Raw genomic sequence first — 17,307 nt, 5'->3', positions numbered from 1 at the left:
GCGACCGCCTGCCCGAGCTTGCCCTATTTTGAACTCAACTGATCGGCGCCATCCCAATCGGGCGGCCGACCCTGTAGACTGGCGTCGCGGGCCCGCTCCAGGAAAAGTCGCGCCGCCAGGTCCGCGGAGTCCTGGTCGGTTAGCGAACGGAAGAGCGACTCAGCGCGATCAAACTGCCGTTCCTCGTAAGCGCGCACCGCTTGCTCAAAGGGCTGCCGCAAACGAAGCCGGGTCTGTTCGGCGACCGTATCGCCGAACAGCAGTTCGTACAGCGCTACCGGCGCCGATTTTCCCTTTACTCGAACGCGGCCCAGGTAGCGCAGTTGCGCCAGTCCATGGGGAAGCGCCGCCGCTACGGCGTCGGTGATCAAAGCGGTAGCGCCGTAGTACTTGGTCGCACTTTCGACGCGCGAAGCCAGATTGACATCGTCGGATATCACTGTGCCTTCCATGCGTTCGTTCTCGCCAATGGTTCCCAGCATCAGACGACCGGAATGCACGCCAAATCCAACGCTGATGATCGGAAAATTGTGCCGCGCGCGGGCCTGATTCCACTCCTGCATTGCGGCGCGCATCTCCAGAACGGCTGCGACGGCATCGGCTGGCGACTGTGGAAAGAGCGCCATGATAGCATCGCCAATGTATTTGTCGATGAACCCGTTGTGCGCTCGAACAATCGGCCCCATGCGCCGCATATAGGAGTTGATGAAGTCGAAATTCTCCTTGGGCGTCATCGTCTCCGAGAGGTTGGTAAAGGAGCGAATGTCGGAAAACAGAATGGTCATTTCCTTCTGCACCTGGTCGCCGAGCGCCACCTCGCTCAGATTACTGCGCTGCAACAGATTGAGAAATTCAAATGGAACAAAGCGTCGCGAGGCCTGATTGAAGCGCGTTAAGTCAACGTTCAGGCGCTCCGTCTCATCATGCAGGCGCACAAAACGATTGGCCAGCACCAGCGACATAGCCAGGACAAAAATGGTGAAGGCATAGGTCAGCACAGTTGGGAGATTGATGACGCCCTTGCCGGCGAGCACATCGAGCAGAAAAGCCGCAGCCAGCACCAGCGAAGCGCTCAACATCAAAGCGGCATCCAGATCGCGTCGCCAGCTGGCGTGCCCGGCGATAAATAAAATCGCAATTGTGTACAGGAGCCAGCCGGGCTGAATAAAGGTAAAGAGTACGTACTGCCACATTGCATTGGAGGGATGCAGGGCAATCAAGATAACGGCTGCCGCATTCAAGATATGCAGCGTGCGCGCCGTGCGATCGCGCCAGAGGCCCAGAGCGAAAAGCCGCTCATCGTAGCGCCGGAAGAAGGCGCGAATAAACTCGTAGAACAAGGGCAGCGTTAGAACCACGCTGATCGTCTGGATGCGCTTGAGATCATGCAGCGAAAGCCCAAACTCGTACTTCCATTGCGTGCGCAGCAAACCGTAGATTGTAAAAGCCAGCAGGAAGAGAGAAAAATAAAGGTTTTCTCGCTCCTGCCGGCGTCGCAAATAGAAGAGCGCAAAATAGATGGCAAAGGTCAAATAAACCGCCAGCGATAGCGTCTGGCTGACATTTTCCAGATAGAAGTCCCGCAGCAGATCGCGCGTCGGCCTCAATTCGATGCGATCGCGGTAGATCCCAAGTTCGCCCGGAATGCAGCCGCGTACCTGAACCAACAGCGTATTGTGTCCGCGGCGCAGCAAGCCCGGAGGGATTTCATAGAGTCGCTGTCGATCATAGGCCTGACAGTTTGGCGATTCCCAATCCCCGGTTTGACCGATAGCCGCGCCATTCAGGTAAGTTCGATCGCGGTCGGCGATCTCTCCAAGACGCAGGGAAAAGGGGATGCCGTCGGACTCACCGCGCCACTCAAAGTCGCGCCGGTACCATACGCTTTCTTGATCGCGGAAAGGCGAACCTTCTTCGCCGAGATTGCCCGGCGTCTTCATTTCTACCCAGCCAGCGTCGCTGCGATCGCCTTCGGACTCGCGTGCGGGGTCGATTGGCGAGGACGTAACGAACCATTGTGCGCCGGCCTGGTCCAGGCGCAGATACGATGAATCGCTCTGGACTTGCTGTGCGGCAACCGGAGCGGACAGCAGCAGGGAGACCAGAACCAGAAAATATGTACTGCTTCGAAATTCAGCGGCTGGCGCTTTCGCGCAGAATAAAACTCGCCATGGCATCGCTGACTGGGTCGCCGGCGGACGAAATAGAGAGAACCATTTGCGAATGGCTGTATCCGGGAATTTCCATGAAGGCATTCAGCTTTCCCCTTGCCCGAAGAATTGCGGCAAACTGACGGCACTGGCTCACAATATAGGGTAAGTCCTGCTCGCCGGAAATCAGTAAGACCTCAGGCAGCCGGTCAACCGGCATTTGCTGCGGAGAAAAAGAAGCCCATTGGCTGGGATCCTCGCCAAAATGCGGTCGAGTTAGTTCACGATTGAACTCTTCCTCGCTGCCAGCAGCCATGCCGGCAATATCCAGCACCGGCGAAAGCGCCACGATCCCATGGATCCTGCTTCGGTCCGCGCCGGCCGATTCAAACAGCCCTGGCTTTTGGCTGCTCAACAGCGCGAGGTGTCCGCCGGCGCTATGACCGACTAGCGTCAAAGGCAGGGGCCCATACTTTTGGGCGATCTCCTTCTGGAACCAGGCTACGGCGGCAGCTACGTCGCGCAGTTGCTCTTCCGGACTTGCCTCGGGAAAGAGGCGATAACTGATAACTGCCGTGGCCACGCCGCGCGCCGCCAGCGATTCGCCAACATTGGAATAGAGACCGGTGAAGAGCCGAAAATAGCGGCGGTCCTGATTGCGCCAGAACCCGCCATGGATGAACAGTGCGGCGGCCTTTGGAGCGCCGGTCGGATAAAAGAGATCGGCCTGATGACGGTCATTGTTATCGCCCAGGTAAGCCTGGTCCGGCTGTCGCCTGAGGCCAGCGGCGCCGCAGGCAAGGTTTGCAACAATGCCGATGCCTGCCAGAAAGAGACGCGGCCATTTTTTCATTGGGCTTACTCCGCCGACGCAGGTTGCAAGCGAGCGCTGAGCTGCTCGCGTCGTTGGCGCATCTGCTGAAGCTCCCCAAGCATCGTCAATAGTTCTGCACGTACATCAGGCGCCGGAGCGCGACCTTCGGCAAGGGCCGTTTCCATTTGTGCCAGGCGACTGGCAATGGCCGATAGCAACCGTTCATTGCGCTGCTGGACCAGACGCAGCTTCTGGAGGTAACGGGCCTGGCGTTGGGCGGCGTCGCCGTAGCGCTCCAGGCGCAGACTCAAGCGTTGCAGGCGCAGGTTGGCGGCCGGGTCGCTGCCAGCTTTGCTTCTGGCCTGCTGCAGCTTCTTCTTCTGGGCAAGCTGGCGGGACAGGACCTTGTATTCCTTTTCCAGTTCGCCCAGGCGCGCCTTGAGTCGACCATGAGCAAGCTGCAATGCTCTGGAGGGATCAAGCGAGGGCTTGCTGGCCGTTGATTTACGTTGCACAGGTTCCGCCATTTTTTGCCCCATCGCTATTTTTTTTCGGCAGGAGTGGCGGAGCGGCCTACTGGAAAACCCCTGTCCGCAGTCCGTTGCGCCGAAAACGGCTGGCAGGCCGCCGACGGGCGCCGTCTAAGCTACAAGAAACCGGGATCAGCTCTCGGCTTTCAGCCAGCAAGAAACTGCCCCCTGGAGATTGAAATGAATCGGACCCGTCTTTTAGTTGCCGCACTTGTCCTGGCCCTGCTAACGCCCGGCCTGGCGGCGCAAGCGCCAACAGCCGCTGAAAGTCCGCGCATCAGCGGCTGGCGCATCGATACCAGCGCCAGTCAGATTTCCTTCTACGTGCGCGCCCGTCTGACCAATGTTCGCGGCGTCTTTCGCAGCTTTGGCCTGCGCGAGTTCAGCATGAGCGGCGACGATTTGAGCAGCATGCGCGGCAAGATTGCCATTCAAACGGCAACGGTCTTTTCTCGCGACAGCAAGCGTGATGAACACCTGCGGCAAGATGACTTCTTCTGGTCGGAGCGCTATCCGGACGCTCTGGTAACTGTAGACAGCATTGTCCTGCAGGAAGGCCGCTATATGGCGACCTTCACCTTGCAAATCCGCGATAAATCAAAGAGCTACACCATTCCGCTGGAGATCGTGCGCGAAGGCCAGAGTATTCGTGCTACCGGATCCTTGCAGGCCGACCGTCACCATTTTGACTTGAATGGAACCTTCGGCGCAAACCTGGTCATGGACGATCTGGTTGATCTGAACTTTCGCATTGTGCTGACGAAAGGCTGAACCCATGCGCCGCTGCGCCCCCTGTGGCGCAGCGGACGCCGGTCCGGCCGCCACTGCTGGCGATCGTTTTCTTCTTTGCCTGTGCGCTCAGGCGCCAGGCAGCAGCGCCGCGATTGGCTTCGCCGACCGCGGTACGAAGGGCAGAGGGCGTCCTGCCGAGTTTGTCAAATGGGCCTCGTGGTCAATTCCCGCAGCGCGATAGATCGTTGCCATCACATCGCGCCAGTGATAGCGTTCCGATCCCTGTCGCTCGCGGGTTCCTTTCTCGTTGGACTCGCCAACTACCACGCCGCCAGGAATAGCGCCGCCGCCGATCAACGTCGTCCAGCAAGATGGAAAATGATCGCGACCATCCCGTCCGCCCACCTCCGGCGTGCGGCCGAATTCTGTAGATAGGACAAGCAGCGTCTGTTTCAACAATCCGCTGCTGGCCAGTTCCGCAGTTAAGGTTGCGATAGCGCCATCCAGATCCCTGCAAATCGTCGCCACGCGATCGCGGTTGTTGTTGTGCGTATCCCAACCGCCCAGCGTCACCTGAATGAAGGGAATCTCCGCTTCCGCCAGCCGGCGCGCCATCAGCAGCGCTTTGCCCGCCCAGCTCTCGCCAAAACGAGCGCGCAACGCCGCCGGTTCGCGCGCAATATCGAAAACGGAAAGGCGATCGGTGTTCATGAAGTCCAGCGCCGCCTCGAAACTCTTGTCCCAGTAGCCTATCGCCGCCGCCGAGTTCTGCGCCTTGAAGGGGCCATTGACAATGTTCAGCAGTTGTTCGCGGCGGGCAAGACGCTCCGGCGTATAGCGGCCCCAGGCCGGGCGCAGGTGATTGACCGGTTGGTTGAGGTTGCCAATATGAAAGCCGGCGTAATGCACGCCGAGAAATCCGGGGCGGCCGATCAAGCCGCTGCGTTCTCCCAGCGTGATCTGCGAAGGGAAATAGGGTCCTGCCTCGGCGTTGCGTTTTTTTACGTAGGCAATCATCGATCCAAAGTTCGGCAGATCCGGAAAGCCGCGCCCCTCGCTCATGCGGTATCCGCTATTCAACAGGTACTGCCCGAAGCCGTGATCGCCCTCCTCGCTCCAGGTTGTTCGAATTACCGAAAGATGGTTCAGGACGCGCGCCGTTTTCTGAAAAGTTTCCGCCACGCGCAACGAGGGAATGGCGCTGTCTACGGCAGCGAAGTTTGTCAGCCCGGGTTTGGGGTCGAGCGTATCAATGTGGCTCATGCCGCCGGCCATATTCAAGAAAATGACGCTCTTGACCGGCGATGGCAAAGTCACGTCGTCGTAGATGTCTTCGGCGTGCAGCCTCCGGCCAAAGACCTGCGCCGCGGCCGCGCCGGCCAGCGCCGCACCGGCGCCCTTTAAGAATTCGCCGCGGCTCATGGATGCGCGCCGCAGTATCTGTATCATTCTATCAATTGACATGTTGAAACTCCATGCTGTTAAAGAGCGCCCAGAGTAGATCTTGTAGCGCTGCCTGATCATACTGGGGACGCGCCAGTCGTCCCTGGACCAGTCTCAAGACCGATTGCTTCTCTTCCGGAGTCCAGTTGCGGGACAGGGCGCTGCGAAAGGTCAGATTCATGGCGCCCTCCATGCCGCTGCGGTCAAACTCCGCTTTGAATAGAGTGTCGGCGCCGGCAAATTCCCAGGCCAGACGGCCGGTCAGTCGGCCGTTGATCAGCGTCAGAATCTGCTCGATGGTCAGGGTGCGATCATCATCGTCGATGTCGATGCGCGGACCGGCGCCAAATACGGCATGAAAGCTGGAGTAGTCCGCGGGTCGCGGGACCTGCGAGGCGACGACGAAGTCGCGGTTGTTCTGGATCGGCAGTCGCAGCGTTCCCACGCCGCTCAAGTCTGTATCTGATTGCGCTGCCGCGGCGGGCGGCAGCGACGCTCGCTCGCGCAGCTCGCTTACTTTCGCGGCCTGCGCTGCGCGTATCAGCGAGTTCATCAGCTGATCGGCATCCAGACGCTGCGGCTGAAAGTAAAGTTGCACGTCGCCAGAATCCGCAGCATTGGGCGGCGGCGCAGACCGGGCGTAGGCCTCGCTGCTGACAATGTAGAGGATGAGATCCTTGATGCGAAAGCCGCGCGCCAGAAACGCCTTTTCGAGGTGATCCAGCAACTCCGGCGACCGCATCTCCGTTTCTTGATTCCAGTCATCGAAAGGCTCAAAGAAGCTCCAGCCCATCAGGCGATGCCAGATGCGATTGATGATCACCTTGCGAAAGCGTACATTTTCCGGCGCTGTCAGCCAGGCGGCAAAGGCTGCGCGCCGGTCCTGGCCGGGTCGCAAAACGGCGCGCGTCCCATCTGGATAGCGCGCCTCAACCAGATCGCCGCCCGGTTCGAGGTCGCTTGTCGGGTAGCGCAAGCCAAGGCCGGGGTCATAGAAAATAGTTCGCAAGGGAAGCCGCGCCGCCTGACGACGATCGCGCTTTTGCTGGTCGCTGAGGCGCGCCAGCACCTCGCGATTGAATTCTCGCTCCTTCTCCTGCCAGAGCTTGCGATCCTCCTCGCTCAAGTCGTTGCGACGATCGCCTGGCAGCCAGGGCCGGCCGGCAAATTGTTCCCAGTCGCGATAGTACTCGTTGGAGGCGTAGGTCTGGCTGAAAAATGCGGCCAGACCATAGTAGTCGCGACGCTTGAAGTCAGGTTGATAGGGATGATCGTGGCAGCGAGCGCACTGCACCTTACGACCGTAGAACAGTCGGCCCGCATACTCAGCAATCTGCAGCGGATCAGCGTCATCGCGCAGGTAGAAGCCCGCGGCCGGATTCTGCTCTGGCGACCCGCTTGCCGTAATCATCTCGACTGCCATTTGATTGTAAGGCTTGTTTTCATGGAGCGATTGCGACAGGTAGCGCTGAAAGCCCCCATAGACGCTGTTTTTCTCCTGCGTACGATCGCGAAAAAGAGACGCAAGATAGGATCCCCAGTATTCGGCGAATTCAGGGTCGCGTAAGAAAGCGATTGCATAGCGACGTTGCGCGTCATCCGGCTGGCCTTCGAAATCCTGTAGCTCGGCCAGTCGCGGTATCGAGCCTCGCAATTGAAGCGACATCCGGCGCAAGATAGCGGCCGGCGCCGCAGTTTGCGGATGTTTGCCGGTCGCCTGCTGGTAAACTGCATCCAGCGGATGCTGATCATTGGCCTGCAGCGAGGCGGCGACGACAAAGGCCAGAGTCAGAGCGCCGGCCAGGACAGATGCAATTGTTATTGTACGCATAGTTTCATTGCCTGAGCTAAAGATCTTCTAACGCCTTGCGATGACTGCACAACGACGTCGGCGCGCGTCATCGCCTGGTCCGCCTATTGGACGAGCTTCATCAACCGCAGTCTGCCAGAATTTGTCTGGAAGCGTCCGCCGTTTTTCTAGTTCCCGCGAACCTCAGCCGCCGAGATAGCGTCGCTTGGCTTCAAGGTGTTCGCTGTAGGTTGCGCTAAAATGATGGGAGCCGTCCGGTTTCAGGACAAAATACAGGAACTCGGATTGCGCCGGAGCAAAAGCCGCCTCAATGGCCGCCCGCCCTGGATTGGAAATGGGCCCTGGCGGCAGGCCCGCATTTCGATAGGTATTGTAAGGCGATACAATCTGAAGATCTTTGTCGTACAGCTTTGCGCGCGGCCGATCCAGCAAGTATTGAATGGTAGCGCAGGACTCCAGACGCATACGCTTGTGCAGACGGTTCAGAAACACCTGCGACATCATGGGCCGCTCTTCCGGTCGCACCGCCTCGCGTTCCACGATGCTTGCCAGGATCACCCGTTCGCGGAGCTCAACCGGCGAGTACTGACGATCGCCGACAACTTCCTTGAGAACCTGCTGGTAGCGCTTGAGCATCAGTTCCTGAAGCTTCGCCGCCGGATAGCCAGGCGGGGCCATGTAGGTTTCCGGGAACAGATAGCCCTCGGTACTGGCGTCGGAAATTCCGTAGCGCCGCAACGTGTCTGGATCGCTGGCTATTCTCAGAAACTCGGCGCGGTCGCGCACAAATCCCTTCTCCGCCAGGTAGTCGCCGATTTGGCGATTGTTCCAGCCCTCCGGAATGGTTAAGGCAATCAAACGAACGCGACCCTCGCTCAGTATCGCGGCTATTTGGCCGACGCTCATTCCGTCGTTCAATTCATAGACGCCAGTTTTCAGTTTTCCGGAGAGTCCCCGCAAACGCAGGTAGGTGCGAAACCAGTCGGCATCGCGCACCAATCCTTGATCTTTCAGGGCGCGCGAAACGCTCAGGGCGCCAGCCCCCGCGGCCACTTCAAATTCAACGCGATGCGTACCGTCGCCGGCCGCGGCGCCCCGCCACTGCACCAGGGCAAAGCCGCCCAGCAGCAATGCTCCGCCGACGGCCAGCGCCAGAATCAGCATTTTCTTCATGCGAGCAGATCCCATTACACTTTATCCTGCGCGGACGCTGCGGACAGCGGACGCCTGCAGTTGGAGCCGGTCCTAAGACCGGCTCCAAGCGACAGGAGGTCGCGCCATTCGCAAACCGAATGTGAGGAACGGTTGAAAAATTCATGCGAATTCTCCATGGAATTCGCCATTGCCGAAGGCAATGCCGTGAATTTTGAAAACCGTTCCGTTTGTCCCAAGACTCCACGGATGGAGTTTTGGGACGCACTCCAAATAGATGCCGCCGGCCCTGGGCCGGCAAGCAGGGAATTGCGGCGACCGGACTCCGTCGCGCCTGGATCAGACGCCGCGAAAGCGTGGACTGCGCTTCTCGCCAATGGAACGCAGCGCCTCCCGGAAATCCTCGCTCTGGTAGTTTTCGGCCTGCGCCGCCGCCTCGTAGTCCAACGCTTCTTCAAGACTGTGGTTCAGGTACAGACCCTTTTTCAACAGACGCACGGCCTGGGGCGCGGCAGCGGCAATTTCGCGGGCCGTCTCCAGCGCCCGCTCCATCACTTGCGCTGCCGGAAATACATCATGGCACAAACCGCGACGTAAGGCCTCCTCCCCGGAGAAGTAGCGCCCGCTGAGCAGCAGCTCCTGCGCTTGATGTAGACCGGCGACCTCCTTGACCAGGAAGCTGGAACCCATGCCGGGATGGATGCCAATGCGCACAAAATTAAAGGCATACTTTGCGTCTGGAACAAAATAGCGAATATCGCAGGCCAGCGCGAGGGCCAGCGAAGCGCCGACGGCGTGTCCGTTGACAGCAGCAATGACGGGAAAAGGAGCGCTGCGAACGCTCAAGAAGAGTCGGTAAAAGGAGCCCATGAAGCTGCGATTCTCATCGGGATCTCGTTCGGCAAAGCTGGCCAGCAAACCAAAGTCGCCGCCGCTGGAAAACACGCCGTTGCGTCCGCTGATTACAAGCGCCCGGATCTCGGACTCATCTGTGGAAAGCCGCGTGATCTCGTGGTGGAACTGCAGCCCCAGTTCGAGGGTTAGCGAATTACGAGTTTCCGCGTTGTCCAGATAGAGCACGGCAATGTTGCCGCCCTCCTCCTGCTTGAGGATTTCTACGTCGATCGTTTTCATCAATAGTCCCCTGGCAATCGCGTCAGCGATCAATCGCGCGAGAGATCAGGCGGTTCATCGCGCGTGGAATGCAGCGGATGCCGGTCCATGTCTTTACGCCTCAAGGTGAGCGCCATCGACCAGACAAAGAGCGCTGTGACAAAACCCACCGATGTCAGCATGATCAGCCATCCGCCAGCATTCATTGACCGGCCTCCAGAGCGCGCCAGCGACGAACGGCCGCCGCAACCAGCGTGGCGAAAAAGCCGCCCAGAAAAAGCACAAAAAAGACGGTGTAGCGCGCGACCTCATCCTCGCGCAGCTTTTCCCATTGCGCCGGTCCATCGTAATACAGCCATGCGCCAAAGAGCACAATCAGGTAAAGCGGCGAAACATACTTCAATATGAAACGGAAGACCCGCGGGATGTGAATCAATCCGCCGCGCTCGGCTTCGTCCATGCCCGCATCGACGCCTATGACGCGGGCAAAAAAGATCACGAGAATCGTGGCCAGGACGTAGATCAACAAGGTGCCCACCCAGAAATTCAAGTAATCGAGAGCCCGCAGGTCCTCCGAAAACTGAACCACAAAGCCACAGCCAACCGCGGTGATGAAGGCCAGCAGGGCAACCGACACGCGGCGACCGATGCCCAGTCCTTCTTCCAGAAAGGCGATGGCCGGCTGCAGCATAGAGATCGAACTGGTTATGGCGGCAACAAACAACAGAAAAAACCAGAAGAAGCCGACGGCCGAACCAAGCGGCATATTGGCGAATATGTTGGGCATGGCCATGAAACCCAGCGTGAGCGATCCCTTGCTGGCGACGCGCTCGGCTTGCTGTCCAAGAAAAATGAAGGCGGTCGGAATGGTAATCAGGCCGCCCAGGGCCACCTCGGCAAACATGTTGCCAGAGGCCGAAGTCAGGCTGGAAAGCGCCACATCGTCCCCCGCGCGCACATAGCTGGCATAGGTAATGATGATGCCAAAGCCCACGGACAACGAGAAGAAGACCTGTCCGGCCGCATCGATCCACATTCTGGGCTGACTGAGATTTTGCAGCAGCGAGATGCCATTGCGATCCGGATTCCACATGAATCCCAGTCCTTCCAGGACATTCTGATCGGGCAGCGCCGGATCAGGCGCGCCCAGCGTCAGCACCCGCACCAGTACAATTCCAGCGCACAAGAAAAGCAGCGGTATGGCAATGCGCGAGACCCACTCAATGCCACGGATCAATCCGCGATATACAATGAGAAAGTTAAGGGCAAAGCAAAGCATCAACATCCAGACGCTGGTTGCCAGGCCGTTGTGAAACAGCGATCCATCGGCGTTCTGTCCGGTGTATTTGGAAAAAAAGTCCACATAGCTTTTCGGATCCTGACCAAGATCAAGTCCGCCTTGAAGGTATTGCAGCGCATAGTAGAGACACCATGATTCTATATATACATAGAACATATAAATCCCAACAGGAACCAGCAGGCCCAGCACGCCCACGTAGGCTGCGCCGCGCGTCTTCCAGAGCGTATAGAAAATGCCTGGACTGGAGTTGAATCCGCGCCGGCCGCCCATTCGACCCATGGACCATTCCGCCCAGGCGATCGGCAGACCAAGCAGCAGGAAGGCCAGAAAGTAAGGAATCATGAAGTGGCCGCCGCCGTATTGCGCCGCCAGTCCGGGGAATCGCAGAAAATTACCCAGGCCAATGGCGCTGCCCATTACCGCGAAGATCACGCCCAGCCGCGAGGACCAGTTTTCCTTGCCGTTCTTGTTCACAGTGCTCTGCCCTTGAAAAACCCTGCCGTCATCGCAGCCCGGCGGCGCAGAGCGGGTCAACCAAAAGCCCCGCCCAGGCCAGGCCGCTGCACCCGCGGATGATCATTCAGTCTGTCCACAGTCGAAATCCGGCAAGACGCTTGTAGACTTCGCCGCGGTCGCCGCCGTCTGCGACGCCAGCGCTGGAGTTTGCTGGCAAGCGACTGAGATTGTGGTAGGCTACAAGCGCCGCGGCCTCCAGCGCGGTCTGCGCAGCCTGACCTTCCCACGGCGCCGGCTGCCAGTTTGCAAGTTGCTCGGACAGCAATGCAGTAGTATAGCGACCCTCGCGAAAGCGAGTTTCACTCAGGATGGCGCGCAAGTATTCGAGATTGGAAGCCGGCCCAAAAAATACGGTCTCAGCCAGCGCTCGATCGAGCAGATCAATGGCCGCTTCGCGAACCGCGCCCCAGGCAATCAGTTTTGCCGCCATGGCATCGTAGTAGATAGAGATCTCACTGCCGCTTTCCACCCCGGCGTCGACGCGCAATCCCTCAAGGTCGGGAGTCTCAAAGCGAACGATCCGACCGGCAGAGGGAGCAAAGTCGCGCGCCGGGTCCTCGGCGTAGATGCGCGCTTCGATGGCATGTCCGTGCTGCTGCAGATCGCCTTGAGCGAAGGAAAGCGGTTCGCCCATGGCGACGCGGATTTGTTCGACTGCCAGATCTACGCCCAGCGTCATCTCTGTAACTGGATGCTCCACCTGCAGCCGCGTGTTCATTTCCAGAAAATAGAAATCGCCGTCGGCGTCGGAGTAGACAAATTCCACGGTGCCCGCGCCCTCATAGCCGACCGCTCGCGCTGCCTCAATCGCTGCGTTGGCCATAGCATCGCGCGTCCTGGTCGGCAAGTTGGGGGCCGGCGCCTCCTCGATCACTTTCTGGCGTCTGCGCTGTACGGAACATTCGCGCTCGAAAAGATGCACTACGTTGCCATGGCCATCGGCGAAGATCTGAATCTCAATGTGCCGCGGCGCCTGGATGAAGCGCTCCAGAAACACCGTGTCATTGCCAAAGGCGTTTGAGGCTTCGCGCCGCGCCGAAGCAAGCGCCGCCTCAAATTCTGCGACGTCCTCCACCAGGCGAATGCCTCTTCCGCCGCCGCCAGCGCTGGCTTTGATCAATAGCGGAAATCCGACGCGCCGGGATTCCTCGACCAGGCGCTGCGCACTCTGATCTTCTCCATGGTAGCCAGGCGCCACAGGGACGCCGCGCGCTTCCATCAAGCGGCGGGCCTGGATCTTGTCGCCCATGGCGCGCATTGCCGGCGGCGGCGGACCAATGAATATCAATCCGGCGGCCGCAACCGCTTCGGCAAATTCGGCGTTCTCGCTTAAGAAGCCGTAGCCTGGATGTACTGCATCGGCCCCGCAGCGCGCACAGGCCTCCAACAGATGGGCAATGTTCAGATAGGAATCACGCGCATCTGATTCGCCAAGAAAATAGCTCTGATCAGCCTCGGCGACATAGGGCATCAGGCGATCGGCGCGCGAGTAGACCGCAATGCTCTGGATGCCCAGTTGTCGGCAGGCGCGCTGCACTCGCCTGGCGATCTCGCCTCGATTGGCGATGAGCACGCGTTCAATTCTGCGCTGCATCCATGCATTGTTGGCCACGCGCTGCGCCAGGGCCAGCCGCTTTTCGGCGGTGGCCGTGGCTACAGCGCTTTTGCTTGACCGGTTTTCGAAGCGAAGTCCTGCTCGGGTTGCGCCAGAGGGGCGTCTTTTGCCAGCGGAGCGATCAAGCCGCCCCTTTCTGCAGCCGATTCTCCTTATTATAGAGGCTGATATGAATGCGCGGATCGTCAGTCTTCACTGTGCCCTGGCAGCCTTCGCGCTGGCTTTGCTGCAATGTCAATCACCGCCTGCCGAAAGCCAGCCAGTCGCTCTATCTGCTGAACAGACGGGGCCGGCTTACCTTGGCATCATCTATGTGAGCAATCGTGGAACGGCAGGCGTCCGCGTTGTCGATGTACTGCCGGCAAGTCCCGCGGAGCGCGCCGGCATCTTGAAAGGCGATACAATCGTCTACGCCAACGGCCAGTTCATTGGCGGCGGCTATCTGCTGCGGGCCATCATCGACGCATTGCGACCCGGACAGACCATTGACCTGGCCTTACGCCGACTCAACGGCCATGAGACGCGCGTCACGGCAGAGCTGGATCCTATTCCGCCTGGCGATCCCTGGATGCGCCAGCGCCCGCAATAAGAGCCGGCGCCAAAACGGGGAGTGCTGCGCTCAGGCCTCCTGCAATGCCAGCGCGGGCTGCGCAAGCGACCCAATGGGACAGCGTTGCAGATATTCGTCGCTGAACAGACCGCCGAGATAAGCGGCAAAGCCCTTCTCCAGATTCTCCAGCAACGAAGGCGGGCGGACTACATTGACCTCCAGCAAACCGCGCAGGAAGAGCATCACCGTGACGGCGCTGGCTGCAGAGTCCACGCCGCTTTTCAGCAGGCCCGATTCTTCATCGGCCTGGATCGCGGCATGGTACTCGCCCTGAACCTGTGCGCAGTAGTCTATCAGAATGGTCTGCAATTCGTCGTTGTTCAGATCCTTTTCATTGAGCAACGACAGTGGAAGCAAGGGATAACGCATCTGGCGCTCGCGAACGTAGTAGAGAATCCCGCGCACTTTGCGCACCAGCGCCGATTCGTCGCTCAACGAATTCTGGTAGCGCATCAGCTCTTTGTCATCGGCCACAATCTCGCGAATGACCAGCAGCAAGTCGGAAATGCAGTGATCCAGGGAAACCCAGTAGTTGTAAAAGGCGCCGCGAGTCAGTTGCGCCCGTCGAACAATCTCGCAGACGCTGGTATGATGGTAGCCGCGGTTGATGATCTCATCAAGGCAAGCATCGCGAATCTTTTCCAGAGTTGCCTCGCCCTTGGTATACTTGGCGCGGACAAGTTTGCGACCGTTTTCTTTTTGCATCCCAGGCTCCCCGGCGGCCCCCTGCTCTGACTGCAGGGCAAGGGCCAGCGATGGAAATTGGCGTATTCCACTAGGATGAATTCAAGAAAAAAACCAGGGAGCCTGGAGGAATCATGAACGCAGCTTCGCACTACACCCGTCCGGTGGACCGGCTTGAGGCCGCGGAACTTGAGACGCTGGTCGATCTGGCCCTCGCCGAGGATGCGCCGGCCGGAGATGCGACCAGCGATGCGATCTTTGCCGCCGACCATCAAAGCCGCGCCCGGATTGTAGCGCGCGAATCGGGCATCGTCTGCGGCCTGCCGGCGCTGCAAGCGGTCTGTAAACGCGACCGACTGCGCCATCCGCCGGGGCTGGAGCTGGTCGGTCAGCTGGACGATGGCCAGGCCTTTGCCGCCGGACAGAGCCTGATGGAATTTCGCGGGCCAACGCGGACCTTGCTACGCCTGGAGCGTGTGCTGCTGAACTTCCTGCAGTATCTCTGCGGCATTGCCACGGCGACAGCCGCCGCAGTGGCCCAGGCGCCTGCCGGGCTTGCCGTGCTTGATACGCGCAAGACCCTGCCGGGCTATCGTCGACTTGCCAAATACGCCGTCTATTGCGGCGGCGGTTCCAACCATCGCCTGCACCTCAGCGAAATGGCCATGATCAAGGACAACCATATCGCTGCCGCCGGATCGCTGAGCGAAGCCCTGCGGCTGGTGCGGAAAGCTAGGCCAGGCATTGCCGTTGAAGTAGAAGTCGATACCATGCTACAGCTTGCGGAACTGCTGCCCCTGGCCCCGGACTTTGTGCTGCTTGACAACATGGACGACGCCACGCTGGCCCAGGCCGTGGAAATGACTCGCCGGCTGGCGCCAGGGACGCGCATCGAGGTCTCCGGCGGCTGGCGCCCGGAACAGCTCAAACGGCTGCAAGCGCTCTGCCCATTGGGCGTCAGCATGGGCTTTCTTACCCATACCACGCGATTCCTGGATTTGAGCATGGAATTTTTGACAGAGCCTGTAGACCAGGGCTGAAAGCGCTGGAAAACTGCTGACGCCGCGCTGGCCGCCTCCGATACTTTAGCCAGCGCCTTGCTGGCGCAGTTCAGATTTGAGATGCTATGGCTGTAGACCCCAGACAACTTTTTAACGCGGCGCTTCACGCCGAGCGCAGCGGCAAACTGTCCGAGGCTGTTCGGCTCTACAAGGCAGCGGCGCGCGCCGATCACACGCTGCGGCCGGCCTTTCTCAATCTGGGCGCGCTCTACAGTCGGCACGGTCGCGCCGATCTGGCCATGGGCTTCTATCAGCGCGCCCTGGAATTGGGGCAGGACGAAACCATCTACTACAACCTGGGCGCCGAGTGTTACCGCCTGGAGCGCTTTGATGAAAGCGCGCAATACCTGAAGCGCGCGCTCAAGTTGAACACGCGCATGCTTAAGGGTCACATACTGCTGGCTTATGTTTACGATCGACTGCAGGCGCCCGAGCGCGCCGCGATCTACTTCCAGAATGCCTTGAAGCTGGAACCCGGCAACCGGATGGCTTCGCTGGGCTATGCGGTACTGCTATCGCAGCTGGAACGCTTTGAGGAAGCGCTGAGCGTACTGGAGCTCTGCCGGCAACGATTGCCGGCGGATAACAGCGTCAACAATCTGCGCGCCGCGCTGTTGCTGAAGCTCAATCGTCACGATGAATCGCTGGCCGAGTACCAGCGTCTGGCCCGCGAGTCGAGCGGCTACTCCAGCTTTACAGACTATCTTCAGCAGGCGCGCAAAGACAACGCTGCCGACTACGAACAGGCGCTTGCCGGCATCGATGATCGCATTCGCGACCGCGCCCAACGCTTGCGGGGGCGCATCGAAGCGCGTAAGCGGCGGCTGGGCGCCCTGGATCCGGCGGCGCGTGCGCCGCAACGTCTGGGACTGGAAGGTTCGCAGGATGTCCAGGAAGAGATGAAGCAAGAGCTGCGCGACTTTGTGGACCTCAGCTTTTTGCACCTCTTCAAGGGCGATACCGACCGCGCATTGCAATACCTGTTACACGCCCGCAAGCTGAAGCAATCGCGCGAGCAAGCGGGTTAAGAGCCGGTCTCAAAACGGCAGGAAGGTCGTTTGGAGACCGGCTCTAAGACCACACGAAGAAGGGATCGCCGGTCGCGGCATAGACTGCCAGAAAGACCAGCAGGATTCGGCCGGCGGACTCAATGCCCAGCAGCAAGGCAAAGAAGGCCGCCGTCTGCCCGGCATGATGACTTACAGCGGAGCGAACCACGGAGTCTGTCGCTGCTGTAAGCAGCGAAAGGCCGAGGCTTGCCGCCTGACCGGCCACGGTCGCTTCCATCCATTCGCTGCGCTGTAGTTTTTCCACGCCGTCTTTGTAGTGGTGATAGAGTCGAAAGGTTTTCAACTGATCACAGATGCGGATTGTATCGCGTATCTGATCCCAGCTGCGATAGACGGCGTAGGCCGCAAGTCCAAGCAACCCGGCGCCTACAATCAGCAAGGCCGATGGGCGCAGCGCGAAGGCCTCCGCCAGCGATAGGTCGGTTGTGCGAGCGGAAAGCCAGTAAATAAAGAAGTAGCCAATCCACGAACTGATGCTGAGCGACAGCCCCAGCCAGCTGCGCGAAAGCGCCCGCCATTGCAGAAAATCATCAGCAAATCGCCGAATTTCAGGCAGCATCTTGCGCTGCAGAATGATCAGCAGTCTGGCCAGGGTGACGCCGACACGCAGCAGCACAATGGCCAGGAATACAACGCGCACTGTTTGCAGCGCGCCGGGATTCAGCAGAGTTTCCATCTTCCATTGATCCACGATGCGTCTGAGTCTT

General features: G+C 59.4%; 16 protein-coding genes. 4 read left to right on the top strand and 12 right to left on the bottom strand.

The window, feature by feature from the left end; translation table 11 throughout:
• Positions 1–23: 23 nt before the first annotated feature.
• Genes K1X75_12715 through K1X75_12705 form a run of 3 tightly spaced genes read right to left on the bottom strand, consistent with a single transcriptional unit; the run spans position 24 to position 3,479 of the window.
• On the bottom strand, positions 24–2,177 hold the full coding sequence (locus K1X75_12715; protein MBX7058921.1) for an adenylate/guanylate cyclase domain-containing protein: 2,154 nt from the start codon (positions 2,175–2,177) through the stop codon (positions 24–26).
• Entirely contained in the window at positions 2,134–3,003 is an 870-nt protein-coding gene (locus K1X75_12710) for an alpha/beta hydrolase (GenBank protein ID MBX7058920.1), read from the bottom strand. The genes K1X75_12715 and K1X75_12710 overlap by 44 nt, the downstream gene beginning before the upstream one ends.
• Positions 3,004–3,008: 5 nt before the next feature.
• The gene (locus K1X75_12705; GenBank protein ID MBX7058919.1) at positions 3,009–3,479 is read right to left on the bottom strand and encodes a hypothetical protein; all 471 of its coding nucleotides are present in this window, start codon (positions 3,477–3,479) and stop codon (positions 3,009–3,011) included.
• A gap of 195 nt (positions 3,480–3,674) precedes the next feature.
• Between K1X75_12705 and K1X75_12700 the strand changes: the two genes are divergently transcribed.
• Entirely contained in the window at positions 3,675–4,265 is a 591-nt protein-coding gene (locus K1X75_12700; GenBank protein MBX7058918.1) for a YceI family protein, read from the top strand.
• Positions 4,266–4,352: 87 nt separating this feature from the next.
• On the opposite strand, the gene K1X75_12695 is transcribed toward K1X75_12700, so the two are convergent.
• The 7 genes from K1X75_12695 to K1X75_12665 form a co-directional block, all read right to left on the bottom strand.
• Positions 4,353–5,690, bottom strand: coding sequence for a DUF1501 domain-containing protein (locus K1X75_12695; GenBank protein ID MBX7058917.1), 1,338 nt, complete (start codon positions 5,688–5,690; stop codon positions 4,353–4,355).
• Entirely contained in the window at positions 5,680–7,500 is a 1,821-nt protein-coding gene (locus K1X75_12690) for a DUF1549 and DUF1553 domain-containing protein (GenBank protein ID MBX7058916.1), read from the bottom strand. The genes K1X75_12695 and K1X75_12690 overlap by 11 nt, the downstream gene beginning before the upstream one ends.
• A gap of 162 nt (positions 7,501–7,662) precedes the next feature.
• Positions 7,663–8,667, bottom strand: coding sequence for an endolytic transglycosylase MltG (gene mltG, locus K1X75_12685; protein MBX7058915.1), 1,005 nt, complete (start codon positions 8,665–8,667; stop codon positions 7,663–7,665).
• Positions 8,668–8,970: 303 nt separating this feature from the next.
• Positions 8,971–9,765: an enoyl-CoA hydratase/isomerase family protein gene (locus tag K1X75_12680; GenBank protein ID MBX7058914.1), complete on the bottom strand. Its 795-nt coding sequence runs from the start codon at positions 9,763–9,765 to the stop codon at positions 8,971–8,973.
• A gap of 29 nt (positions 9,766–9,794) precedes the next feature.
• Positions 9,795–9,950, bottom strand: coding sequence for a hypothetical protein (locus K1X75_12675; GenBank protein MBX7058913.1), 156 nt, complete (start codon positions 9,948–9,950; stop codon positions 9,795–9,797).
• Entirely contained in the window at positions 9,947–11,461 is a 1,515-nt protein-coding gene (locus K1X75_12670; GenBank protein MBX7058912.1) for a sodium-dependent transporter, read from the bottom strand. Before K1X75_12670 ends, K1X75_12675 begins: the two co-directional genes overlap by 4 nt.
• Positions 11,462–11,624: 163 nt before the next feature.
• On the bottom strand, positions 11,625–13,154 hold the full coding sequence (locus K1X75_12665) for an ATP-grasp domain-containing protein (protein MBX7058911.1): 1,530 nt from the start codon (positions 13,152–13,154) through the stop codon (positions 11,625–11,627).
• A gap of 190 nt (positions 13,155–13,344) precedes the next feature.
• On the opposite strand from K1X75_12665, the gene K1X75_12660 reads away from it, so the two are divergent.
• Positions 13,345–13,764: a PDZ domain-containing protein gene (locus K1X75_12660; GenBank protein ID MBX7058910.1), complete on the top strand. Its 420-nt coding sequence runs from the start codon at positions 13,345–13,347 to the stop codon at positions 13,762–13,764.
• A gap of 30 nt (positions 13,765–13,794) precedes the next feature.
• Here K1X75_12660 and K1X75_12655 read toward each other — a convergent pair whose 3' ends face one another.
• Positions 13,795–14,490, bottom strand: coding sequence for a TetR/AcrR family transcriptional regulator (locus tag K1X75_12655; protein MBX7058909.1), 696 nt, complete (start codon positions 14,488–14,490; stop codon positions 13,795–13,797).
• 113 nt (positions 14,491–14,603) lie between these two features.
• Here K1X75_12655 and nadC point away from each other — a divergent pair, with 113 nt between their 5' ends.
• Complete coding sequence (gene nadC / locus K1X75_12650; protein MBX7058908.1) at positions 14,604–15,509, top strand: carboxylating nicotinate-nucleotide diphosphorylase; 906 nt, start codon at positions 14,604–14,606, stop codon at positions 15,507–15,509.
• Between the two features lie 86 nt (positions 15,510–15,595).
• Positions 15,596–16,558 (top strand): tetratricopeptide repeat protein, encoded by a 963-nt coding sequence (locus K1X75_12645; protein MBX7058907.1) that lies wholly within the window; start codon positions 15,596–15,598, stop codon positions 16,556–16,558.
• A 43-nt stretch (positions 16,559–16,601) separates the two neighbouring features.
• Here the strand turns inward: K1X75_12645 and K1X75_12640 are convergent, their stop codons facing one another.
• The gene (locus K1X75_12640; protein ID MBX7058906.1) at positions 16,602–17,291 is read right to left on the bottom strand and encodes a hypothetical protein; all 690 of its coding nucleotides are present in this window, start codon (positions 17,289–17,291) and stop codon (positions 16,602–16,604) included.
• Positions 17,292–17,307: the final 16 nt, after the last annotated feature.

The sequence above is a fragment of the Leptospirales bacterium genome, from assembly GCA_019694655.1.
Classification (GTDB): domain Bacteria; phylum Spirochaetota; class Leptospiria; order Leptospirales; family Leptonemataceae; genus SSF53.
This window is presented reverse-complemented; position numbering and strand designations above follow the sequence as displayed.

Bases quoted from the DNA above. Each gene is read 5' to 3' on its own strand.
- K1X75_12715 (MBX7058921.1), bottom strand. From the start codon at position 2,177: ATGCCATGGCGAGTTTTATTCTGCGCGAAAGCGCCAGCCGCTGAATTT.
- K1X75_12710 (MBX7058920.1), bottom strand. From the start codon at position 3,003: ATGAAAAAATGGCCGCGTCTCTTTCTGGCAGGCATCGGCATTGTTGCA.
- K1X75_12700 (MBX7058918.1), top strand. From the start codon at position 3,675: ATGAATCGGACCCGTCTTTTAGTTGCCGCACTTGTCCTGGCCCTGCTA.
- K1X75_12695 (MBX7058917.1), bottom strand. From the start codon at position 5,690: ATGTCAATTGATAGAATGATACAGATACTGCGGCGCGCATCCATGAGC.
- K1X75_12690 (MBX7058916.1), bottom strand. From the start codon at position 7,500: ATGCGTACAATAACAATTGCATCTGTCCTGGCCGGCGCTCTGACTCTG.
- mltG (MBX7058915.1), bottom strand. From the start codon at position 8,667: ATGGGATCTGCTCGCATGAAGAAAATGCTGATTCTGGCGCTGGCCGTC.
- K1X75_12680 (MBX7058914.1), bottom strand. From the start codon at position 9,765: ATGAAAACGATCGACGTAGAAATCCTCAAGCAGGAGGAGGGCGGCAAC.
- K1X75_12675 (MBX7058913.1), bottom strand. From the start codon at position 9,950: ATGAATGCTGGCGGATGGCTGATCATGCTGACATCGGTGGGTTTTGTC.
- K1X75_12670 (MBX7058912.1), bottom strand. From the start codon at position 11,461: ATGGGCAGCGCCATTGGCCTGGGTAATTTTCTGCGATTCCCCGGACTG.
- K1X75_12665 (MBX7058911.1), bottom strand. From the start codon at position 13,154: ATGCAGCGCAGAATTGAACGCGTGCTCATCGCCAATCGAGGCGAGATC.
- K1X75_12660 (MBX7058910.1), top strand. From the start codon at position 13,345: ATGAATGCGCGGATCGTCAGTCTTCACTGTGCCCTGGCAGCCTTCGCG.
- K1X75_12655 (MBX7058909.1), bottom strand. From the start codon at position 14,490: ATGCAAAAAGAAAACGGTCGCAAACTTGTCCGCGCCAAGTATACCAAG.
- nadC (MBX7058908.1), top strand. From the start codon at position 14,604: ATGAACGCAGCTTCGCACTACACCCGTCCGGTGGACCGGCTTGAGGCC.
- K1X75_12645 (MBX7058907.1), top strand. From the start codon at position 15,596: ATGGCTGTAGACCCCAGACAACTTTTTAACGCGGCGCTTCACGCCGAG.